At 47.0% G+C, this 22,016-nt stretch carries 16 protein-coding genes and 1 other RNA gene; 12 read left to right on the forward strand and 5 right to left on the reverse strand.

All coding sequences use genetic code 11. From position 1 onward, the window contains the following. Positions 1 to 48: 48 nt before the first annotated feature. A complete protein-coding gene (locus AAKU61_RS12400) occupies positions 49 to 774 on the reverse strand; it encodes a glutathione S-transferase family protein (RefSeq protein WP_354332639.1) in 726 nt (241 codons plus the stop codon). A gap of 57 nt (positions 775 to 831) precedes the next feature. After that, positions 832 to 2,748 carry a lytic transglycosylase domain-containing protein gene (locus AAKU61_RS12405; protein ID WP_503012609.1) on the reverse strand — a complete coding sequence of 639 codons (1,917 nt, stop codon included), beginning with the start codon at positions 2,746 to 2,748 and terminating at the stop codon, positions 832 to 834. A gap of 239 nt (positions 2,749 to 2,987) precedes the next feature. Between AAKU61_RS12405 and AAKU61_RS12410 the strand changes: the two genes are divergently transcribed. The 3 genes from AAKU61_RS12410 to AAKU61_RS12420 all read left to right on the forward strand — a co-directional run bounded on the left by AAKU61_RS12410 (position 2,988) and on the right by AAKU61_RS12420 (position 6,201). After that, positions 2,988 to 3,560, forward strand: coding sequence for a 5-formyltetrahydrofolate cyclo-ligase (locus AAKU61_RS12410; protein WP_354332643.1), 573 nt, complete (start codon positions 2,988 to 2,990; stop codon positions 3,558 to 3,560). Between the two features lie 165 nt (positions 3,561 to 3,725). Beyond that, the gene (locus tag AAKU61_RS12415; protein WP_354332645.1) at positions 3,726 to 5,768 is read left to right on the forward strand and encodes a sensor histidine kinase; all 2,043 of its coding nucleotides are present in this window, start codon (positions 3,726 to 3,728) and stop codon (positions 5,766 to 5,768) included. Next, complete coding sequence (locus tag AAKU61_RS12420) at positions 5,761 to 6,201, forward strand: response regulator (protein WP_354332647.1); 441 nt, start codon at positions 5,761 to 5,763, stop codon at positions 6,199 to 6,201. Before AAKU61_RS12415 ends, AAKU61_RS12420 begins: the two co-directional genes overlap by 8 nt. Positions 6,202 to 6,867: 666 nt before the next feature. On the opposite strand, the gene AAKU61_RS12425 is transcribed toward AAKU61_RS12420, so the two are convergent. From AAKU61_RS12425 to AAKU61_RS12435, 3 genes are all read right to left on the reverse strand, one after another. Then, positions 6,868 to 7,293: a carboxymuconolactone decarboxylase family protein gene (locus AAKU61_RS12425; protein ID WP_354332649.1), complete on the reverse strand. Its 426-nt coding sequence runs from the start codon at positions 7,291 to 7,293 to the stop codon at positions 6,868 to 6,870. Positions 7,294 to 7,357: 64 nt separating this feature from the next. Further along, on the reverse strand, positions 7,358 to 7,756 hold the full coding sequence (locus tag AAKU61_RS12430; RefSeq protein ID WP_354332651.1) for a MerR family transcriptional regulator: 399 nt from the start codon (positions 7,754 to 7,756) through the stop codon (positions 7,358 to 7,360). Positions 7,757 to 7,787: 31 nt separating this feature from the next. Beyond that, positions 7,788 to 9,491 carry a thiamine pyrophosphate-binding protein gene (locus AAKU61_RS12435; RefSeq protein WP_354332653.1) on the reverse strand — a complete coding sequence of 568 codons (1,704 nt, stop codon included), beginning with the start codon at positions 9,489 to 9,491 and terminating at the stop codon, positions 7,788 to 7,790. Positions 9,492 to 9,635: 144 nt separating this feature from the next. On the opposite strand from AAKU61_RS12435, the gene rnpB reads away from it, so the two are divergent. From rnpB to mraY, 9 genes are all read left to right on the forward strand, one after another. Further along, positions 9,636 to 9,983, forward strand: an RNA gene (gene rnpB, locus AAKU61_RS12440) — RNase P RNA component class A. A 423-nt stretch (positions 9,984 to 10,406) separates the two neighbouring features. After that, a complete protein-coding gene (locus AAKU61_RS12445) occupies positions 10,407 to 13,619 on the forward strand; it encodes an EAL domain-containing protein (RefSeq protein ID WP_354332655.1) in 3,213 nt (1,070 codons plus the stop codon). Positions 13,620 to 14,413: 794 nt separating this feature from the next. Then, positions 14,414 to 14,842, forward strand: coding sequence for a division/cell wall cluster transcriptional repressor MraZ (gene mraZ, locus AAKU61_RS12450; RefSeq protein ID WP_354332656.1), 429 nt, complete (start codon positions 14,414 to 14,416; stop codon positions 14,840 to 14,842). An 8-nt stretch (positions 14,843 to 14,850) separates the two neighbouring features. Next, positions 14,851 to 15,822, forward strand: coding sequence for a 16S rRNA (cytosine(1402)-N(4))-methyltransferase RsmH (gene rsmH / locus AAKU61_RS12455; protein WP_354332658.1), 972 nt, complete (start codon positions 14,851 to 14,853; stop codon positions 15,820 to 15,822). Further along, positions 15,819 to 16,094, forward strand: a complete 276-nt coding sequence (ftsL, locus tag AAKU61_RS12460; RefSeq protein ID WP_322121234.1) for a cell division protein FtsL — start codon at positions 15,819 to 15,821, stop codon at positions 16,092 to 16,094. The genes rsmH and ftsL overlap by 4 nt, the downstream gene beginning before the upstream one ends. Further along, positions 16,091 to 17,854 (forward strand): peptidoglycan D,D-transpeptidase FtsI family protein, encoded by a 1,764-nt coding sequence (locus tag AAKU61_RS12465; protein ID WP_354332660.1) that lies wholly within the window; start codon positions 16,091 to 16,093, stop codon positions 17,852 to 17,854. The genes ftsL and AAKU61_RS12465 overlap by 4 nt, the downstream gene beginning before the upstream one ends. Next, positions 17,854 to 19,410 (forward strand): UDP-N-acetylmuramoyl-L-alanyl-D-glutamate--2,6-diaminopimelate ligase, encoded by a 1,557-nt coding sequence (locus AAKU61_RS12470; RefSeq protein WP_354332662.1) that lies wholly within the window; start codon positions 17,854 to 17,856, stop codon positions 19,408 to 19,410. Before AAKU61_RS12465 ends, AAKU61_RS12470 begins: the two co-directional genes overlap by 1 nt. Further along, complete coding sequence (locus AAKU61_RS12475; RefSeq protein WP_354332664.1) at positions 19,410 to 20,840, forward strand: UDP-N-acetylmuramoyl-tripeptide--D-alanyl-D-alanine ligase; 1,431 nt, start codon at positions 19,410 to 19,412, stop codon at positions 20,838 to 20,840. The genes AAKU61_RS12470 and AAKU61_RS12475 overlap by 1 nt, the downstream gene beginning before the upstream one ends. A gap of 1 nt (position 20,841) precedes the next feature. After that, on the forward strand, positions 20,842 to 22,011 hold the full coding sequence (gene mraY, locus AAKU61_RS12480) for a phospho-N-acetylmuramoyl-pentapeptide-transferase (protein ID WP_322121238.1): 1,170 nt from the start codon (positions 20,842 to 20,844) through the stop codon (positions 22,009 to 22,011). The last annotated feature ends 5 nt before the right edge of the window (positions 22,012 to 22,016 follow it).

Consider the following 22,016-nt stretch of genomic DNA (forward strand, 5'->3'; position numbering starts at 1 on the left):
ATAATTGATACTTATCCGGCTGGCTTCAGCAAATTTATTAAAACTTGCTTACTCTTCAGGCTTGTTGGGCTTGGGTTCATCAGAAGGAATTTCTTCCGCTTCCGTCAGCGCTTCTTGCATCCATTGTGCTACTGCGGGATGTGCTTCTATCCGTTCTGCATAAGCTTGCAAAGCCGGTGCCAGCGATACTGCGTAAGTTTTAAAACGCATCACTACCGGCGCAAAGTAGGCATCTGCTATCGAAAAATCTCCAAACAGATACGCATGCGCGCCGTATTTTGCGAGACAGTCTTCCCAAATTTCAGAGATGCGGCCAATATCTGCCTGCGACCCCGCAGTGCGCCCCGCGCCCGGTGCAAACGCTTTAATATTCATCGGCATTTCTTTGCGCAACGCACTAAAGCCAGAGTGCATTTCTGCACAAACGCTACGCGCCATTGCTCGTGCTGCGACGTCTTCAGGCCACAAATTCAGAAGTGGAAACTGCTCGGCCAGAAACTCACAAATAGCCAGAGAGTCCCATACCGTAATATCCTTGGCCAATAGCACAGGGACGCGCCCTGCCAGTGAGTATTCTGCGATTTGTGCAGTCGTGTCCGGCATATCCAGCAAAATCCGAATCTCTTCAAACGGGATGCCAAATGCTTTCATCGCGACCCAAGGACGCATCGACCAGGACGAATAATTTTTATTACCGATGACTAGTTGCAGAGGTATTTTTTTATCCCCAGAGAAGATGGCAGCGAGTGTGGTCTCTAGTTCTGTATCTTGCATAATATGGTCAAAGAGTAATGTGTGGAACAGTTTGGATATCGGATATTTTTAAAAAACTTAAGGTAAATCAGAGTCCGTCGCAGACATACCTTTTGGCACGACTATACCTAAACGTGCTTTAAGCGATTGCGGTTTTTTCTCAAATAGCGCGGCATAGTAAGTAGCATTAGATAAGACATTTTTAACATACCCACGCGTCTCAGAAAAAGGAATTGTCTCTGCAAAAATAGCGCCTTCTACAGGGCGCGTCAAACTGGCACGCCAAGCACGCGGACGACCTGGCCCCGCATTATAGGCAGCCGATGCCAGCGCTTGCGAGCCGCCTAAATCTGTCAAGACCATATTCAAATAATTAGTACCAAGTGCGATGTTGGTATCGACATCATTAACCTGCTCAGGCAAGAAATTACCAAGGCCGATTTTTTTGGCAACATAGCGGGCAGTGGCCGGCATAATTTGCATTAAACCTGATGCGCCTACATTCGATTTTGCCTTCATTACGAAACGGGATTCTTGTCGTATTAAGCCATATACCCATGCCATGTCCAAGCCCAAAGCTTGCGTCGTTTTATACATACTGTCATTAAACGGCGTCGGATAACGCTGGCTAAAGTCTAACTCGCCTTTAGTACGGTCAGAGGTATTTACCATGCGATCTAACAAGTCGTTTTGACGTGCAAATTCTGCTGCGGCAATGTGTTGGCGCTCACTCATTTTGCGCAGCTCCCAATTCCATTCTCGGGTGCCTTCAAAACGCAAATTCATGGCATAAAATTTCAGCGCTCTTTGTAAGCCTGGATTCGCTTGTATCGGTGCGAGTTCTTCCGCCGTTACTGGTTTAATTGTCAGTGGCACGCCAATTTTTTGACCACGTTCTTCCAGCGCTAACTGACCGTAAAAATGTAATTGATCACCAATACTGGCAAACATTACTTGTGCCTCTTCAGTCTTACCCTCGGTCATGAGTGCGCGTGCTTGCCAATATACCCATGCTGGATCAGATTTTAGACTCGCTGGCATGGCGGCAATCGCGCTTTTTACTAGCTTCCAATCACCTTCTCTGAGTGCGGTACGGACGCGCCATTGATAGCCTTCCAACGATAGCGTTGCGCCTTCAGTCCGTTGCCAATAGCCCAGTGCTTCTGGCTGTAGCTTCAAAGCAGCTTGCAAGGCAATTTGCGCCCAAGCTTGGGCGCGTTCGCTTTCAGAAAACTTAGCGCTAAAACGCGACAAAGTATCGGCCGCATCCTGAGGATCGACTTTTGCTTGCCTGCCTAATGCGAGGATATACAGCTCATGCGCTACTTTGTCAGATTCAGGGGCTTTTTTTAGCATCAAAGCTGGCTTCTCAAATACTTGGGTAATCCGTTTGTCGCCAATCTCTAATAGCCGTGCCAAGCGTTGCGCCAAAGGCTGTGCGCCATTTTCCGCCGCTATACGCATTTGCGCCCAAAGATCGTTGTCACTGAATTGACCGCTTGCCGATAAATACGTGACTAGCGAGTAACAACCAGCGCCATAGTCGCGGGGCGCAGTTAACAGCGCACGTGCTTCGGTTGCTACTTTCTGCTGTTTAGTGGCTTTAGATAGCAGGGCATAGCATTTAACTTGCGTATCGTCGGCCACGACAAATTGCGGATATTGCACATCAAACGTATCCCATTCTCCACGCTGTCCCAAGACTAGCAGCCAATCGTTGCGCAGACGGTCGGCAATTGCACTGCCTTCATATTTAGATAAGAAATTTTTAAACTCATCGGCGGACGCCGTGCGCAAGCGAGTTTTTAGACGATAGTAATCAACGTACGACGGAATACTGTATTGCGCCAGCGCGGCCGCATACTCATCTGCCTGGGCGGCATCGTCATGCATTGCAGCGTCACGCAGCGCCATAAAACGATCATCATCATTGACAAAGGTTTTACTCGTTTTTGCCGCTTCTGCGTTGGTGTACGGAGATAAAACTGCTACCATTGTTGCCAACGACAGACAAATTTTCAGGCAATTTTTAGCGCCAATTTTGAAGTCAATGGCAGGAATATTAATACCAGTATTTTTAGCAGTAATGTTGCTACCTGCTATTTTGTTATATAAAATTTTATTGAGCAAATCCATTTTCTACAGCTTCCATCTTGACGTTTAAGACAGTATGACACAGCCCACTCAGCTCGCAAGCCTTCGATTACAAAACTCTAAAACGGGATTGACTGGTCATGGTTGATCAATTTCATGGCGAATCGCGCAGTGGTTTGCGCAAACGCTTGCTAGATCAACGCCACTCCGCCAGTCTGGATGACAGACAGCAATGGGATTTACATTTGTCTCAACAAGTTTTGGCTTGGTGTCGTCAATATCAACCCGCTAGTCTCGGTGTTTACTGGCCGATTCAGGCAGAGCCAGATTTATGCGCTTGTTATGCCCAATTGCATAATTTAGGTATTCAGCTTGCCTTGCCCGTTGTAGTCGCCAAAGATAAGCCTCTATCATTTGCGGCCTGGCAGCCAGGAGATGCAATGGGGCAAGATGACTACGGTATCGCCATTCCTGAAGAACCCTGGCAATTCTTGCAGCCGCAAGTGTTGCTAATCCCGTGTGTCGGATTTAATAGTCAGCATTTTCGGCTTGGTTATGGCGGTGGATTTTATGACCGAACTTTGGCGCTAACACCAAGACCCAAAACGATAGGTGTTGCCTACGCGTTGGCAAAGACAGAATTTATTGCTTCAGCGCATGATGTGGCGCTGGATCTGATATTAACGGAGATGACGGAAAAATATAGCGCTTAATAATACGTAATCGTACTCAATAGCGCTATTAAGTCGAAGCGTTTTCCAGAACGGATATTTGCGATTAGTTCTCGCTTTACCCTTGTTTTTTAGCCAATTCTTAATTTTTCTGCTACTCTACTTTTCATCAGGTTTCTAAGCCTGAAGAATTGAGTGGAGTCGCGTATGGCACGTTCATATTATCCAAGCTTGATTGGCGTCATCTTATTCATTGGTGGTGCAACAGTGATGTTGGGTTGGCTTTTAAAGCAACCTGCGCTGCTCTATTTTTCGGCTGGCGGTAAGGCGATGGTCTCTGCAACCGCAGTGTGTTTTATGCTCGCCGGCATCGCTTTAACGTCTGCCGTATTTTCTTCCCATTATTCTAAAATAATTCGCTTTGTCGCTGCTTGCGGCATATCCATCATCGCTGGCTTGATGTTGCTTGAGAATTTCTTCCCTAGTTTTTCTGGCGTCGATTTTATTGCATTTCATACTTGGTTGAAGGACACTAATCCGCATCCTGGTCGTATGGCTCCGAATACCGCGTTGGCAATGCTGATGGGAAGTATTGCCTTACTCAGAGCAAAACCCTATTTTCAAATAATGCCTTATGCGCTTGCTGCTGTCATGCTGTCGATCAGTGCGCTGGGTATCGTCGGTGCATTACTTTTACTCGATTTGGCGTACAACTGGTACGGTTTTTCTCGTATGGCATTAATGACCGGATTTGGTGTCGCTTTGTTTGCGAGCGCATTGATTGTTGAACGACTGCAATTTAATAAAAACAACTTGGATGCGAGCCAGGATTTGCGCTTAAAAGGTGAGGCTGGAATTTATTCATTTTTAGGCGTAGCCGTCACTTTATTTGTGACGATGATGCTAGTTTCTTACGGAAGTATCCGCTCATTAGATGCCCGCAATAACTGGGTTGAGCATACCTACGAAGTCCAACTTTCTGCAGATAAAATGGTAGCGTCGTATTTAAAGATGCACCTGGTATCAGAGCGTAAGGACTTTGAGTTTCTCGCGAATGAAATTCGTAATCAATTAAGTTTTCTAATTGGCATGACTATAGATAATCCTCCTCAACAAGACCGGGTTAAAAATATTAAACGTCTTGTTGAGCAACGCTTGGAGGCAATTGACGAGATCATGCCGTCCGATCAAATTAACTTATCTTTAAATATGGCCGGTCTGGAGACTGCGTCGTTTGATCGTTTGGTAGAAGAATTTATCACCACAGAGAATCAGTTGCTGGATAAAAGAAAGGCTGAGTCAGAGCAAAGTACTTCCAGCACTATCATCGTGATTGTTGTAGGGAATATGCTTGGCTTTGTAATGTTGTTATTGGCGTTCAATCTGTTAAAACGTCAAAACGAGCAACGCTCGTTATTAGAGGTGGCATTGCAAAAAGCCAATATCGAGCTTGAGCACAATGTACATGAACGTACCCAGGAACTGGCGCGTGCTAACAATGATTTAGCTGGGATGAATGCGACATTAGAGCAGCGTATTGGTGAACGTACTGCCGAGCTGGAGAGTTTTAGTTATTCAATATCGCATGATTTGCGTGCACCTTTGCGAGCAATAGATGGTTTTGGTCTGATGTTGGAAGAAGATTATGCTGGCAAGTTGGATAAAGATGGTGCCCGCTATTTATCCGTGATACGCAGTAATAGCCAACGCATGGGACATTTGATTGACGACTTATTGACGTTCTCAAGATTGGGTCGTCAAAATATTAGTAAAAATCATCTTGAGATGACGCTATTAGTCAAAGAAGTTATGCAAGAAATTTCACAAGACTCAGCACAAAACGCGGCGTTCAAAAAAGCGGATATTCAGCTGCTAGATTTGCCCGGTGCTAAGGCTGATCGCTCATTGCTAAAACAGGTGTGGATTAATTTATTATCGAATGCCATCAAATACAGTAGCAAGGTAGAACAGGCGGTAATAAAAATTAGCGCTAGCGTGAATGTTGATCAGCATGAGGTGGTGTATTCGGTGCAGGACAACGGCGTCGGTTTTAGTATGGACTACTACAATAAGTTATTTGGAGTTTTTCAGCGCTTGCATCATAACAATGAGATTAGCGGTACTGGCGTTGGTCTTGCAATTGCGCAGCGCGTTTTGTTGCGTCATGGCGGACGGATTTGGGCAGAATCAAAAATCAATGAGGGCGCAACATTTTTTTTCACACTACCAATAGGAGAGCCAAATGAGTAATCTGGAAGTGGTTGATATTTTGTTGGTAGAAGATAGCGAAGCAGACGCGGAAATGACGATCAGAGCTTTGAGTAAGCATAATCTGGGCAACAAACTGACATGGGTCAGAGATGGCGTTGAAGCAATTGATTTTATTTATTGCCGAGGTAGTTATAGTCAACGCAGTAACGGACATCCAAAACTGATTTTGCTAGATATTAAAATGCCAAAGATGGGTGGTATTGAAGTTTTGCAACAACTGAAATCAGATGAAAATACAAGAAAAATTCCGGTCGTTATTCTCACATCTTCCGCAGAGGGTACTGATGTAACAGAGGCTTATCAGTTGGGGGTAAATAGTTATCTGGTAAAGCCGGTCGGCTTTGATGCATTTATGACGGTAGTTGCGCAAGCGGGTATGTATTGGACATTAATGAATAAAGTGCCAAACTAATTGATAGTATTAGAGCTTAATTTAAGCTCGGCGAATTTCGCTAAGCTTAGAGTACAAGGATTTTAGAGTTACTGACATGAACAATGATTTGGAGCGACGTACTAAAAGCAATAAATGATTGGTTTAAATTTTTTACGTCAGTCCTAGAGTCTGTGAACGTTTAAATCGGGGTGCGAATGACTCTGGGTAAGCAAAGTGCTAGGCGCAAGTTGCGCGGCAGTATCATCGCTTTACGCCATTTGCAATAACGCCATATGCTTTTTATGTCCAATATAAGGGGCATTCCCGGAGGGTTCATGCAAAATGCACGATGGACTGCGTTATGCCATTGCTGAGGCATTAGGCTTCTCCTTAAGAGGCTATACGCCCTTTTCAACCCTGCGTTTTAGTGGGAGCATTTATGATTAAATGTTAACCGACCCTAGTTAAATCAAAAAAATTGTATGGCACGTGGTGAGTTGAGTATATTTTTCAGTACGACTTCAAGACGTCATTCGGTCGAGCCGATTGTATTAGCGACTGATATCATGCTGTTGCCTTTGCAGACGATGTTGAAGTATTGATCTCCTTGGTAAACAAAAGCGGCCTCGCTTTTTACCCCTGTAAATCGCTAAGTGGAGTTTTACTTTTAAGTATTTCTTTCAATCTGTATTTATAAACTGAGCTTTATTTCTCCCGCTCCGCAAACACTTCTTTGGCTGCAAATGCCCCGTTCAACGCAGCAGGAAAACCAGCATATACCGCCATCTGCGTAATGATCTCGATAATTTCTTCCTTGCTGCAACCCACATTGAGTGCGCCGTGGATGTGGACTTTTAATTGTGGCTGACAGTTGCCCATGGCAGTCAGCGCGGCAACCGTAGCGATTTCTCTGCTTTTTAAATCTAAGCCGGGACGCGAGTAGATATCACCAAATGGGAATTCGATGGTATACCGCGCCAGATCAGGTGCGATGTCGCTGAGGGAGTCGATGACTTTTTGCCCGGCCTCACCGTCAATCTCTGCGAGCTTTTTGAGGCCGCGCTGATATCTGGATTCTTGAGTAGCTGGTTCTGTAGTTTGAGCTGAGATTTGATCGACAATTGTTGACACACTGTTCTCCTGATTGGGTTGGAAAACAGTAGCGTAAAGCTTAGAGTTGACTCTCAGTCAATCGCTATTTTTTCGTCGAGACTTGACTGGCGACTTTCTTGATAGCAGCGCCGCCAATTTCGTTCTGATACCAGGAAATTTTTTCTTGCAGTAGTCTGAAGCACTCTTGCTGGAGCTGTATATGTGTCGCCAGTTGTTGTGCATGGGTTTGCAGCATCTGTTGCCGTTGTTCCAGAGTTTTGGCGCCTTGTGACCGCAGACCGGAATAGACCAAAATTTCCGCCAGCGGCATGCCCGTATTTTTGAGGCGAAGAATAAAATCCATCCACGCAATATCGTGCTCACAAAAATCACGATGCCCGCTTGCCGTCCGCCTTACATCGGGTAGTAAGCCGATTTTTTCGTAATAGCGGACGGTGTGTGGACTGATACCAATTTGCTGTGCAAAGTCTTGTACGTTCATTGAGGGACGAATGAAATTTTTAATAAACTATTTAAGCCGGCTTTGATTGTGCATCCAAGGCGGCTTGTCGCATTTGCGCCAGGCTCATTCCCGGTGTGATCAGGTTGCCGTCGTAACGTAATTCAATCAATGCAGGTAAATGATTGGTCTGCGTATGCGCCAGTGCGCGTTGCAGGGCAGGGGCAAACTCTGCTGTGTTGCTGACGACCTCACCGCTTGCTCCATAGGCACGTGCCAGTGCTGCAAAATCTGGGTTGTGTAATTCAGTACCGGAGACGCGGTTTGGGAAGTTTTTTTCCTGATGCATACGGATGGTGCCAAACATGCCATTGTTGAAGACAATAATGATCACGCCAGCCTGGTATTGGACGGCGGTGGCGAGTTCTTGTCCGTTCATCAGATATTCGCCATCGCCGGCAAAAGTGATGACAGTGCGCTCTGGTGCGATGATTTTGGCCGCCACACCTGACGGGACGCTGTAACCCATCGCCCCCGATGTCGGCGCCAGCTGTGTACGCCAGCCACCGTATCGGAAGTAGCGATGCGCCCAAGTGGCGTAGTTGCCAGCACCGTTTGTCATGATGGTATCGGCAGGCGTATTTTGCATAATATCCTGTACCACTTGCCAGAGGTTGAGCGGCGCTTGCTCGTTTTTAAAAATAGCTGGTTCTTGTTGCCATGCAAGGAGTTCCGCACGTGCCGCCGCTGCGGTACCTTGCCAGGCGCTGGCATCGAGTGCCGCCATTTCTGCCAGACACTCGGCGATCTCTTTCATGCCGCTATTGATCATTAAATCAGCTTGATACACGCGTCCCAGCTCTAGTGCGTCGCTATGAATATGGATCAGTTTTTGACGCGGGATCGGCGCTTCTAACAACGTGTAGCCACTGGTGGTCATTTCTCCTAAGCGTGGTCCGATGGCGATGACGAGATCCGCCTCTTGTATCCGCTTTGCCAGCTTAGGATTGATGCCTATGCCGACGTCGCCCGCATAATTGGGATGCGCATTGTCCATCAAATCCTGAAAACGGAAAGCGCATGTCATCGGCAAGTCATGGCTAGTGGCAAAGCTAGTGATGTTGTCGCATGCTTGCTGATCCCAACCGCTGCCACCCAAGATCACCACCGGACGCTGAGCCGCTGACAGCAAGCGTCGGAACTGTGCTAATTGGGTTTCAGACGCTGACGCCTGTATCGGTGTGTAGTGGCGGGTATCCGCGACTTCCGCCATCGCGGATAAACAATCCTCAGGCAACGCCAATACGACTGGTCCCGGGCGACCACTGGTAGCAACCTGAAAAGCGCGGGCAATGTATTCGGGAATACGATCTGCACGGTCAATTTGCGCTACCCATTTTGCCATCGGACCATACATACGACGATAGTCGATTTCCTGAAACGCCTCGCGCTCGACAAAATCATTGCCCACCTGGCCAACAAATAAAATCATCGGCGTAGAATCTTGATAAGCCGTATGTACGCCAATCGATGCATTGGTCGCGCCAGGGCCACGCGTCACAAAACAAATACCCGGGCGTCCGGTCATCTTGCCGTAAGCGTCGGCCATAAAGGCGGCACCGCCTTCCTGACGATTGATGATGAAGCGAATCGGGCTGTCATGCAGCGCGTCCAGCACTGGCAAATAGCTTTCGCCCGGCACTCCAAAAATAGTATCCACGCCGTGTACTTGCAAAGCATCTACCACCAATTGACCACCAGAGCGAGATTTGAGCATGAGGATTAGACCAGTTCGGAAAAAACCATACGCTAGCAGAAAGCACCGCTGACGTGCTGTTTTTGACATTGAAATTCGCATCCTCTCGTGGTTTCAGGCAGCTATTTCGATGTTGCATTGCGCCATGCTGTTACAATAGCGCCCGAAGCAGGCCAGACAATCGCTGGCTTTGGTGTGAGCCAAAGCGGGAGGAAGGTCCGGACTCCATAGAGCAGGGTGACGGCTAACGGCCGTACGTTGAAAGCCAGAGCGCAAGCCGAGGTATAAGACGAGGAATAGGGCCACAGAGACGAGCGTATTTAGTTACGGTGAAACGCGGTAACCTCCACCCGGAGCAATTTCAAATAGGCACGCGTTGAGGCGGCTCGCGGAGCGTGCGGGTAGAAAGCTTGAGCCTGGGAGCAATCCCCGGCCTAGAGGAATGATTGTCATAGCACGAGGCAGCAATGCGCAGTGCCGTAACAGAATCCGGCCTACCGGCCTGCTTCATTTTTATCCCCCGATTGTCTATTTCAAGATGATCAAATATCAAATTAGTATTCCGCGTACCCAATTCATAAATCCCCGGTGTTACACTTAAAGCAGCTTTAAAACGATGGTATCTGATGGCATCGGCATTTGTCTCAAGTAAGTAATTGCCCGAAATTACTTGCAACCGCCACCATTTAAAATAAATCATAAAGCCGTGCAGCAAATGTTTAAGGCATTAATGTGAGGCATATCCAAATGGCGAAAGCATGTAATCTGAGTTTTAATTTGCTGAAATAGCATCGCTGTGTATGATTTAGCTTTGCCGCGAGGAAATTTTGTTTTAGTCTTCATATAAGTAAATAGCTGCCGCTAATAATAAATAACGACAATAGTCACGACATAGCCCAACAAGTACCTAGGCGAACATTCAAACGAGGGTAGCGCATGGAGAGAAAGGCAAGCAATCGTCAATGGCATGATCTGCCTACTCTGGCTTTTTTAGTCTTTGTGAGTCTGATTGTGGTCGCTATCATGGCGCAAACTTGGTGGTCTATTGCGCAAGACAAGCAATTGACGCTTGCTTCCGCACAAGAGAGCAGCTACTTGGCGGTAAGGATTTTAGAAGAGCATGCCAGCCGGATTTTGCATGATGCAACCCGTTCTATTAACGCTGCCGCAGAAGAAATCCAGACCCAAAGCGAATCTGCCGAGCTTGATGAGGCGGAAGTCCGCAAGATACTGATCAACCAGCGCCAGGATTCCCCTTTTCTTCAATCACTTTCTATGATTGACCACAATGGCATCTTGTGGGTAACGTCTTTCCAATTCCCTGCTGAGACGCAAAACATGGGGAATATCCCCTACGTTAAAGAGCTGCTTAGCCATCCGACGGACACCACGGTCGTGACTGGTAAGCCGATCATGCTAAAAAATACGACGCGCTGGGTATTGCCGGTAGCCAGAAATTTTTTCAATCAGCGTGGCGATTATCTTGGCGTGATTCAGGCATATATCGGTCTGAATTATTTGCAGGATTTTTATGAGCGCCTGGCCAGAGATGGCAGCGCAGCGATTTCTTTACATGATGATGTGGGCAATATCTATGTTAGGGCTCCATACGATGCGCGTTATTTGACGCAGTATGTCGCCAAGTCTTTGCTCGCCAACGGTGTGCGTTTAAATACGGTAGAGGGCGCAATACAAGATGCGCCGTTTATTCGCGATGCCGCCGACGCTGGAAATACAAAGGAATTGATTTATACCTATCGGAAAACGAACGATTTCCCGATTGTATTGGTGTATGCCAAAGAGTTATCCAGCATTTTGTCTGACTGGAATGACCGGTCCCGACAAAAACTAATCTTCACTGTGCTGACGATAGGCTGTATTTTGCTGTTGGTGATTCTATTAATCGCCAAGCTTCGCAGCCTGCGTAAATCAGCAGAAGAGTTACGCGCCAGTGAGAATCGCTATCGGGTCTTATTTCAGGATGCGCAAGATACGATCTTGTTGATTAATCGTGACTACGTGTATGTCGATTGCAATCTCGCCGCATTAAACATGTTTGGCGTCAGTGACCGGTCTGAGTTATTAGGGCGGCGTGCAGGGCGGTTCTCGCCAGAAAATCAAGCCGTACGCCATTTGCCCGGGTTACAACGTGACCAGTTAATTGAGTCTTTGACCAATGCCGCCTTTGCCGGCGAAGTACAGCATTTTGAATGGGTAGTGGAACGTAAGGGTATTTTGCAATATAGCGAAGTGACGATGAGCCGGGTAGAAATTGGCGCAGACGATTTAATCTTTTGTGTGATGCGGAATGTTAATTCCCGAAAATATGTAGAGCATTTAGTCGAGGGGCAAAATCAATTACTGCAACTGATTGCTAGCAATGAAGATATGTTGTCGGTCTTGGAGTCGATTTGTCAGTTTGCAGAAAAAATGTCACCCCAATGGCGTTGCGGCATTCAATTGCTGAGTAATGAACTGCATTCCTTTGGTATGAATGTAGGAAAAAATTTCCCAGAGGTCGTTAAGTCTCAGTTAAATGGCATGCCAGTCACTTACGGTAATGGTGTCTGGAGTGAAGCAATTTTGAATGCCGGACCAGTATGGATTGGGAATTTTCAACATGCAGCTTCAATGCAATTTGTGAACTCGATAGAAAGTCTGTCTGATTTTCATGCCTGTGGTGCCTGGCCGATTATGGGTAAAAAAGGCCAGTTGCTCGGCAGCTTCAGTATCTTTGTCTCTGACATGTCGCCCCTGAGCGATGATGATCTGAGACTGGTCGGCATCACAACTGACATTGCCAGCATCGCAATTGAAGGTCGTCGCTCAGAAGACAAAATACTTAAGCTAGCCCATTACGATGAGTTGACCGGCTTACCAAATCGCTTCTTATATAACCAGCATTTAGCAAAATCCCTGGCGCATGCCGAGCGCAATCGCAGCCGCTTGGCGGTGTTTTTCTTGGATCTGGATCGCTTTAAAAATATCAACGACACCTTTGGACATGACGAGGGCGATACGGTCTTGCGCAATATTTCGCAACGCTTTAAGGATTGCCTGCGTGAATCCGATATCGTTGCCCGCGTCGGTGGCGATGAATTTATTCTCTTGATCGATCAGTTTAGCGATCCTCGTGATCTGGGCGACATTGCAGACAAATTATTGCAAGAGGCATCAAATCCGTTTGAATTGCGCGGGCAAGAGTGCCAGCTCAGTGCCAGTATCGGTATTGCGACTTTCCCCGATGACGGACGCGACGCGCCCACGCTGATGAAAAATGCCGATATTGCGATGTATCGAGCCAAAAACAAAGGCAAGGATAATTACCAGTTCTATGCTTCAGAGATGAACGTGCACACGGTAGAGCGTCTGGCGTTTGAGGCGCGCTTGCGGCGTGCGCTAGAGCGCCGTGAGTTTGTTGTGTATTACCAGCCTAAGGTCCATGTAATTTCTGGCAAGATCGTCGGCGCAGAGGCACTGGTACGCTGGAATCATCCTGAACGCGGCATTCTGTTCCCGGGAGACTTCATTACATTGGCAGAAGAGGCCGGTTTAATTGCGCGGCTTGGAATGCTGGTGTTAGATATCGCCTGCCGCGATATTCTCACTTTCCGCGCGATGGATGCCTCATTTGGGCGAGTCGCCATCAATTTGTCTGGCTCGCAATTTAATGATGTGCATCTGCTGGAAGAGGTTAAGAGCGTGGTTGATTTCTGGCGCGTTCACCCGAGCTGGATTGAGTTTGAAATCACCGAAAGCATGGTAATGCATAACCGGGATCAAGCGATCGTTTTGATGGATGGCTTAAAAGACGCTGGTTTCACGCTATCGATTGATGACTTTGGTACTGGTTATTCTTCCTTGGCGTATCTGAAACGCTTTCCTGTAGATAGCGTCAAAATTGATCGTTCGTTTATCAAAGACATCCCTGGCGATGTAAATGACACCGCAATCGTGCTGGCGATTGTCGCCATGGCACATACTCTGAGCCTGAAAGTCATTGCAGAAGGCGTAGAGACGGAATTGCAACTCCAGAAACTGAAAGAAAGCCGATGCGATGAATATCAAGGTTTTTATTTCAGTAAAGCGATACCCGAGAGCGAATTTTTAGCCTTACTTCAAAAGCAGGCGCAGGCGGCGCTGAAGTGAGTAACTGATTCAGCAACTGAATTAGCAACCGAATCAGCAACTAAGTATGTAACTAAGTATGTAACTAAGTATGTAACTAAGTATGTAACTAAGTACCTAGCTAAAACCGCAGTCCTTAGCGGGTAGTTCAGTCTTTGTTTGCAACTGCGGACATGCCAGACGGCGCATAATCGTCTGAAATAACGAGTAAATATGCAATCATCTCAATATACTCCCCATTAATTTTTTTAAAATCAGTCAATTGTCCAGGTTTTAATTGGACACTCTAAATATACTGTATATGAGTATATTATTTTGACTCTGCCAGATCCTCATGAGAAATCGCGCTTAAATTTCTGATTTTGACCGCGCTGTCATGTGTCCCACGTTTTTCTTGGCTTATGGATTGGCAATTTATACCTTCCGCCATCTTCTGCAAAACCGTTCAATTTGGCTACTACAGCGGTTCATATGCCACTTATCCAAATTTCGGATATTTCTTATCAGCATTTAAAACGTGCACATTCTTTTTTCCGTAATTTTTAGCTAAACACATGGGTATATGTGAGGAGCTACTTTCACTACCCATCGTAAGTCGTTAATTTATTGGAATATTCTCTTTTTCATTAGATTGGGTATGTGCGCTAAGTCCTTGACTTCATTAAAGAATTTCAAAAAATCATACTTAAATTCGCTTGACCCGCTTCAAGTGATCCTCTAAAGTGGGCAATAGTGTGAAAAAGTGTATTTTTGTGGTGAAAATAAAGTTTCTGAAAAGAATAATTCAGTAATTTGATCAAGATAAAAGGTTCAACGTGTTCCAAGGGGCGTCCTCACTCAATCTCGATGCAAAAGGCAGAATGACAGTTCCTGCCCGGCATCGCGACGCTCTCAGCCTGCAATGTGAAGGCCGTATCACTTTAACCCGTCATCCAGATGGTTGCTTGCTGCTTTTTCCGCGCCCGACGTGGGAGGCGCACCGCGAGAAGATTGCTGCCTGGCCGATCCAGGCGCGTGATTGGAAGCGTATTTTTTTAGGCAATGCCTCTGATGTCGAGATGGATGGCGCTGGCCGCATCCTCGTAGCGCCTGAATTACGCACCGCTGTCAACATGCAGCGTGATGTGATGTTGCTCGGCATGGGCACCCATTTTGAAATTTGGGATGCTGCCCGCCTCGCCGAGAACGAAGCCAAAGCCATTGCCAGCGGGGCGCCTGACGCGCTCAGCAATTTCTCCTTCTGAGCGGCACAATGACTTTGACCTTAGCAGAAGATTACAAGCACCAGACCGTGTTGCTGGATGAGGCCGTTGAGGCCTTGGACTTGACTGGCGAACGCGCCGCAGCTGTGATTGTTGACGGTACCTTTGGGCGTGGCGGACATAGTCGCAAAATCTTGCAACACTTAAATTCCTCCGGTCGCCTGATTGCATTTGATAAAGACACACAGGCGATAGCCAGTGCGCAGCAAATTATTGATCCCCGTTTTGAAATCGTACACGACAGTTTTGCCACCATGGAAGAGGCTTTGCAAGAGCGCGGTGTGCGACAAGTGGATGGGATTTTGATGGATTTAGGCATCTCGTCGCCGCAAGTGGATGACGCGAGCCGAGGTTTTAGTTTTAGGGCAGATGGACCGCTGGACATGCGCATGGATACCACTCGTGGCATCTCCGCAGCGGAGTGGCTGGCGACTGAAGATGAACAAATAATCAGGGAGGTTATAAAAAATTATGGGGAAGAACGGTTTGCTTTTCAGATTGCAAAGGCGATTGTTGCTCGCCGGGCGGTCCAGTCCATTTCAAGTACTCGACAACTTGCCGAGATCGTCGCAAACACCGTCAAAACTCGCGAGAAGGGCAAAGACCCGGCAACTCGCACCTTTCAGGCTATACGGATTTTCATCAATAAGGAGCTGGAAGATCTTGAAATAGGTTTGGCCGGGGCATACGCCAGCCTGGCACCTCACGGTCGCATGGTTGTAATCAGCTTTCATTCGCTGGAAGACCGCATTGTGAAGCAATTTTTTGCCTCCAAAGTGACCTTGCCGCAACCAGATCGCCGCTTGCCGATTCGCTCTGTTGATTTACCGCAGCCAGAGATGAAGCTGATCAAAAAAATCAAGCCCTCAGATGCAGAAGTCACGGCAAATCCAAGAGCACGCTCGGCTATTTTGCGTGTAGCAGAACGTTTGCCTGCACATATTCCCGGCGGTGGAAAATGAGCGGACGCTTAAATTTTTTGCTGGGTGCCGTGCTCATGATGTGTGCACTGTCTTTGATTAATTCCCAGTACCAGGCGCGTCGCTTATTTATCGAGTTGGAGCGCGCACAAGCTGCCGCCAGACAATATGAGTTGCAATGGACGCAGCTAAAACTGGATCAATCTACTTTTGGCAAGCATGCACGGATTGAAGAGAACGCCAGTAAAGAACTGAACATGGTGCCGGTCACGCCTGACCGTACACAATACCTGACTGCAGCTGGGCTGAAATGAGTCGCTCATCCGGCAGTTCACGTACTGCGGCAGCGAAAGGCGTTCCCTTTTCGTCTAGCCCATTATTGGTTGTTAAGTTACCAGTCTGGCGTTCGCGCTTGGTTTTATTTTTCTTATTTATCGCTTTCCTGGCATTGATGGCGCGCGCCCTGTGGTTGCAAGGGATGACGACAGAATTTTTACAAAGGCAGGGCGCCAGTCGTTACACCCGCACCTTGGAGTTGCCCGCAACTCGCGGCAGGATTACTGACAGAAGTGGCCAGGTATTGGCATCTTCTGTACCGGTCAAAGCCGTATGGGCGATTCCTGATGATGTGTTGGAAGCGCCAAAAGAAAAATTACTTCAACTCGCTGGTTTGCTAGAAATGACCGAGGCTGAGTTACGTAAAAAACTAGATTCGGATCGTCAATTTGTGTACCTCAAACGGCAGGTAGATGCCGATATCGCAGAAAAAATTGTTGCACTTGGTATCTCCGGTATAGAAACCCGTAAAGAATATAAGCGCTTTTATCCCGAGGGTGAAGTGATGGCGCATGTCGTCGGCTTTACTAATGTAGAAGATATAGGCCAAGAGGGAATAGAGCTGGCATCAGAAAAAAATCTGGCTGGTAAGACAGGCAATCGTCGTGTCATCAAAGATCGTCTGGGTCGTATCGTTGAAGATATCGAGGCGATTCGTGAGCCGCATGATGGCAAGGATTTGACTTTGTCTATTGATAGCAAAATTCAATACATTGCTTATACCCATCTAAAAGAAGCGATAGAAAAACATAAAGCTAAAGCGGGCGGTGCGGTTGTCTTGGATGCCAGAACGGGTGAGGTTCTGGCTTTAGTCAATCTGCCTTCCTACAACCCGAATGATCGTTCTGTGCTGACGGGTGCGCAATTGCGTAATCGTGTGATGACCGATACGTTTGAGCCTGGTTCGACGATGAAGCCGTTTACGGTTGCACTGGCGCTAGAGACTGGACGTGTTACGCCGGAGACGCAGATTCAGACTGCGCCTGGCAGTATGACGATCGGTACCGCGACTATTCATGATGCACACAAAGAAGGTATTTTGAGCGTCGCTCAAGTCATACAAAAATCATCGAATATCGGGACTGCAAAAATCGCTTTGCAAATGCCGCCACGAGAGATGTGGGAAATGTTCACGACAGTCGGTTTTGGGCAGCAGCCAAAATTTGGTTTTCCGGGTGCAGTTGCCGGACGCTTGCGCAACTTTAAAACTTGGCGTCCGATCGAACAGGCGACGATGAGTTACGGCCATGGCGTTTCTGTTTCATTAATTCAGATAGCGCGTGCCTACATGATTTTTGCTCGTAACGGCGACATCATTCCCTTGACCTTTCAGCGCTCGGAAGTATTGCCCGTAGCGCATCGTGTGATTTCAGAAAAAACGGCACAACAAGTACGTCTGATGATGGAATCGGTAACGGAGCCTGGTGGTACCGCAACGCAGGCGCGTATCGCCGGTTATCGTGTAGCTGGTAAAACTGGTACGGCTTACAAGATAGAAGGCGGTCGTTATGTCACTAAATACGTGGCTGACTTTGTTGGTTTCGCCCCGGTATCTAATCCCCGCGTGATTGTTGCAGTGATGGTAGATGAGCCAACAGTCGGCGGCCACTTTGGCGGTACGGTTGCCGCTCCGGTATTCGCTGCGATTACCGCAAATGTATTACGGTCTATGAATGTTTCCCCCGATTCTAATGTCACCAGCATCATTCCTGACAATAGTGTAGAGGAGAGCATGTAATGATCGACCATAAAGAATCCATGACAGAAATTTTAAAATGGCTAAGACAGCTTCCTGCTGTAACGCCGCTTTCACAACTCAGTTCCGATTCGCGCGCGATTGCTGCGGGTGATGTATTTTTTGCTTTCCCAATCGCTGGTAGCTCTGGTGACGGGCGCCGGCATATTCAAGATGCGATTGCTAATGGTGCTGCTGCAGTGGTGTTTGAATCAGACGATTTTGAAGCAGAAGAGTTTGTTTGGGATACCGCATGGCCAGTGCCGCACAAACCAATCCCGCAACTACAAGCCAAAGCTGGCGAGATTGCGCATGCCTGGTATGCACAGCCTGATCGTGACATGCTGACCGTTGCGGTGACGGGTACAAATGGCAAAACATCTTGCTCGCAATGGTTGGCAAAAGCCCTGTCTTTGACAGGAAAACCTAGTGCGGTTATCGGCACTTTGGGTGTTGGCAATTATAAAGATGGCGTACTACATAATTTGGTTGAAACAGGCTTTACAACGCCAGATGCGATTCAATTACAGCGTCGTCTTGCCGATTTACGAGATACCGGCGCCAAGGCTTTAGCGATCGAAGCATCTTCAATTGGTTTGCATCAAGGTCGTTTAAATGGCCTGCATGTTGACGTTGCGTTGTTAACCAATTTGACCCGTGATCACCTTGATTACCATGGTGATATGGCGGCATATGCTGCCGCCAAAACTATGTTGTTTGATTGGCCTGATTTGGGCGTGGCAGTACTCAATCTGGATGATGCTTATGGCGTCCAGTTAGTACAACATCTCAAAACGACCCAGCAAAAAACACAGGTATTAGCTTATAGCATTGAGCATAAAGAGCATCCTGATGCCGCGGTTATCTTTGCTAGTAATATTCGTACACACCACTCTGGTACCAGCTTTCATGTGGACTCCCCCTATGGTTCTGGTCTGGTAAAAACACAAATGATAGGCCGCTTTAATGTAAGCAACATACTGGGCGTACTTAGTGTCCTGTTAGCGACGGGAGTTGTTTGGAGTAAGGCCGTTTCAGTTATTGAAAAACTGACTTCAGTGCCAGGGCGCATGCAACAGCTTGGTACGCCAGGTCATGTCATGGTGATCATCGACTATGCACATACTCCTGATGCTTTAGAAAAAACTATACAGACATTGCAGCAAGTCGCGTTAGAGCGGCATGGCGAACTATGGTGCGTATTCGGTTGTGGTGGTGATCGTGACCCGGGCAAGCGTCCTCAAATGGGTAAGATCGCGGAACAGGCGCAGCATGTAGTGGTTACTAGTGATAATCCACGTACAGAAAATCCCTCTCAAATCATTGCACATATTTTGCAGGGTATGAGTGATAAGCCTCCTGTCATAGAGGATCGCGCAGCGGCGATTCTATTTGCGATTAAGCATGCGGGTAATAATGATGTGGTGCTGTTAGCGGGTAAGGGGCACGAAAGCTATCAAGATATTAATGGTAAAAAATGGCCGTTCTCTGATGAAGAACATGCATCGTTAGCATTAGCCACCGTTGCCACTAGCGGCAATGTGAAGAGGGGCAATTGATGCGCGCGACTCTTCGCCAATTGCAAGCCGCTGTTAATGGCTCTCAACTCCATGCAGTTGGGTCTCAGGCAAATACAAGCTTAGAAATTGAAATTACTGGTTTAACGACGGATAGCCGTAAGGTCAAAGCCGGCGATTTATTTATTGCCTTGCGTGGTGAGCATTTCGATGCACATGATTTTTTGCACGATGTGGTTTCAAAAGGTGCCGCAGCAGTTGTAGTAGATCACTTGCCAGCAGATGTGAGTGGTTCTGAATTCAAAGTGCCAGCGCTAATCGTGCCAAATACACTGACGGCTTTGCAAGAAATTGGACGTTATTGGCGTCAACAATTTACCTTGCCTGTTATTGCCGTTACGGGTAGTAACGGTAAAACTACGGTTAAGGAAATGATCGCATCCATCCTTAATACCTATGTTGGAACAGAACATAATCTTGCTACTAACGGTAATTTAAACAATGAAATTGGTGTGCCACTGACCGTTTTACGCTTGACCGAGACCCATCGTACAGCGGTGTTTGAACTAGGGATGAATCATCCTGGCGAGATCGCCGTACTGGCATCTATTGCGCAAGCGATGGTTGCGCTGGTCAATAATGCCCAGCGCGAGCATCAAGAATTTATGCAAACTGTACAAGCAGTTGCAGAAGAAAACGGTATGGTATTACGCCAACTTCCGGCTGATGGTATCGCAGTATTTCCAGCAGATGATATGTATTCTGATTTATGGCGCAACTACGCTACAGAGAGCGGACAGCGAAAAATTGTGAGCTTCGGCCTAAGCGAAGATGCCGATGTTAGTGCAACTTATGTAGCACAAACATTTGGCAGCGAATTGCAAATGCGTATTGGGGCGAATCGTTTTACCGTCAAACTGGCCGCGGCTGGTATTCATAATATACGCAATGCTTTAGCCGCAGCAGCCTGCTGCCATAGCATTGGTGTGCCGAACGATATTATTGCCCTAGGTTTGCAAGCGTTTAGCCCAGTCAATGGTCGCCTGCAAAATAAGCAGGCACACAACGGCGCCACGATTATCGACGACACTTATAACGCCAATCCGGACTCAGTACGCGCAGCGATTGCGGTACTTGCGGAGCAAACCAACAAAAATAATGAAGACCATATTTTAGTCTTGGGTGATATGGGTGAGGTTGGCGACGAAGGTATTGCATTCCATGAAGAAATCGGTAACTACGCGCGCGAATCGGGCATTAGTAGCTTATTGACTCTTGGTGATCTGGCTAAGTATGTAGCTGACGCATTTGGCAGCGGGGCACAACATTTTGATGATGTTGACGCTTTATGCGCAACTTTAGATACGCTGATCCATCCTCATAGTACGGTCTTAATCAAGGGTTCTCGCTTCATGAAAATGGAAAGAGTCGTTGCGCATTTAACTAAACAACAAACTATAGGAAGTCACTAATATGTTGCTTTGGTTAGCGGAATTTTTTAAGCAAGATATCGGATTTTTACGAGTCTTTGGTTTTATTACTTTTCGTGCGGTATTCGCTACGTTGACAGCGATCTCTATTGGTATTTTTGCTGGCCCTGCCGTGATCCGCATGCTGACTCGTTTGAAAGTCGGACAAGCGGTTCGTACTGATGGTCCACAAACGCATTTAGTTAAATCGGGTACGCCAACTATGGGTGGCGTATTGATCCTGATTTCCATCGGTATTTCTACTTTGCTGTGGGCTGATCTGAGTAATCGCTTTGTTTGGATTGTTCTGATTGTCACTTTAGGTTTTGGTGCGATTGGCTGGGCTGATGATTATCGTAAGGTTGTTTACAAAGACCCGGAAGGTATGCGATCGAGAGAGAAATATTTCTGGCAGTCGTTGATCGGTATTGTCGCAGCGTTTTATCTCGCTTTCACGGTTTCTGCTCCGTCTAATACCAAAGTATTGGAATTGTTTGTCGCTTGGGTGCAATCAGGTTTTAGTATGGACTTGCCGCCAAAGGCTGATTTGATTGTGCCTTTCTTCAAATCTATCAGTTATCCCTTAGGTGTCTGGGGCTTTATTGGACTGACTTATTGTGTGATTGTTGGTACTAGCAATGCGGTTAATTTTACTGATGGCTTAGACGGTCTGGCAATCATGCCCACCATCATGGTGGGTTCTGCTCTGGGTCTATTTGCCTATCTGACTGGTAACGTTGGTTATGCCAAATATCTGCTGATTCCACATATCCCAGGCGCAGGTGAGCTATTGATTTTTTGCGGTGCAATGGCTGGTGCTGGTCTGGCTTTCTTATGGTTTAACGCACATCCCGCGCAGGTCTTTATGGGCGACGTTGGGGCGCTCGCGCTCGGTGGTGCACTCGGCACCGTCGCGGTGATCGTTCGTCAAGAAATTGTTTTGTTCATCATGGGCGGTATTTTTGTTGTTGAGACAGTGTCCGTCATGTTGCAAGTTGGGTATTTTAAATTTACTAAAAAGCGATATGGCGTTGGTCGCCGATTATTTCTAATGGCTCCCTTACACCATCATTTTGAACAAAAGGGCTGGAAAGAAACGCAGGTAGTTGTGCGCTTTTGGATCATTTCCATGATGTTGGTATTAGTTGGTTTGTCCTCACTGAAATTGCGATAAGTAAA

Origin of the sequence: Undibacterium sp. GrIS 1.2 (assembly GCF_040544435.1) — a bacterium.
Taxonomy (GTDB): Bacteria; Pseudomonadota; Gammaproteobacteria; order Burkholderiales; family Burkholderiaceae_D; genus Undibacterium.

Coding starts and splice junctions, on each gene's coding strand:
- AAKU61_RS12400 (WP_354332639.1), bottom strand. CDS start 774: ATGCAAGATACAGAACTAGAGACCACACTCGCTGCCATCTTCTCTGGG.
- AAKU61_RS12405 (WP_503012609.1), bottom strand. CDS start 2,748: ATGGTAGCAGTTTTATCTCCGTACACCAACGCAGAAGCGGCAAAAACG.
- AAKU61_RS12410 (WP_354332643.1), top strand. CDS start 2,988: ATGGTTGATCAATTTCATGGCGAATCGCGCAGTGGTTTGCGCAAACGC.
- AAKU61_RS12415 (WP_354332645.1), top strand. CDS start 3,726: ATGGCACGTTCATATTATCCAAGCTTGATTGGCGTCATCTTATTCATT.
- AAKU61_RS12420 (WP_354332647.1), top strand. CDS start 5,761: ATGAGTAATCTGGAAGTGGTTGATATTTTGTTGGTAGAAGATAGCGAA.
- AAKU61_RS12430 (WP_354332651.1), bottom strand. CDS start 7,756: ATGAACGTACAAGACTTTGCACAGCAAATTGGTATCAGTCCACACACC.
- AAKU61_RS12435 (WP_354332653.1), bottom strand. CDS start 9,491: ATGCTCAAATCTCGCTCTGGTGGTCAATTGGTGGTAGATGCTTTGCAA.
- AAKU61_RS12445 (WP_354332655.1), top strand. CDS start 10,407: ATGGAGAGAAAGGCAAGCAATCGTCAATGGCATGATCTGCCTACTCTG.
- rsmH (WP_354332658.1), top strand. CDS start 14,851: ATGACTTTGACCTTAGCAGAAGATTACAAGCACCAGACCGTGTTGCTG.
- ftsL (WP_322121234.1), top strand. CDS start 15,819: ATGAGCGGACGCTTAAATTTTTTGCTGGGTGCCGTGCTCATGATGTGT.
- AAKU61_RS12465 (WP_354332660.1), top strand. CDS start 16,091: ATGAGTCGCTCATCCGGCAGTTCACGTACTGCGGCAGCGAAAGGCGTT.
- AAKU61_RS12470 (WP_354332662.1), top strand. CDS start 17,854: ATGATCGACCATAAAGAATCCATGACAGAAATTTTAAAATGGCTAAGA.
- AAKU61_RS12475 (WP_354332664.1), top strand. CDS start 19,410: ATGCGCGCGACTCTTCGCCAATTGCAAGCCGCTGTTAATGGCTCTCAA.
- mraY (WP_322121238.1), top strand. CDS start 20,842: ATGTTGCTTTGGTTAGCGGAATTTTTTAAGCAAGATATCGGATTTTTA.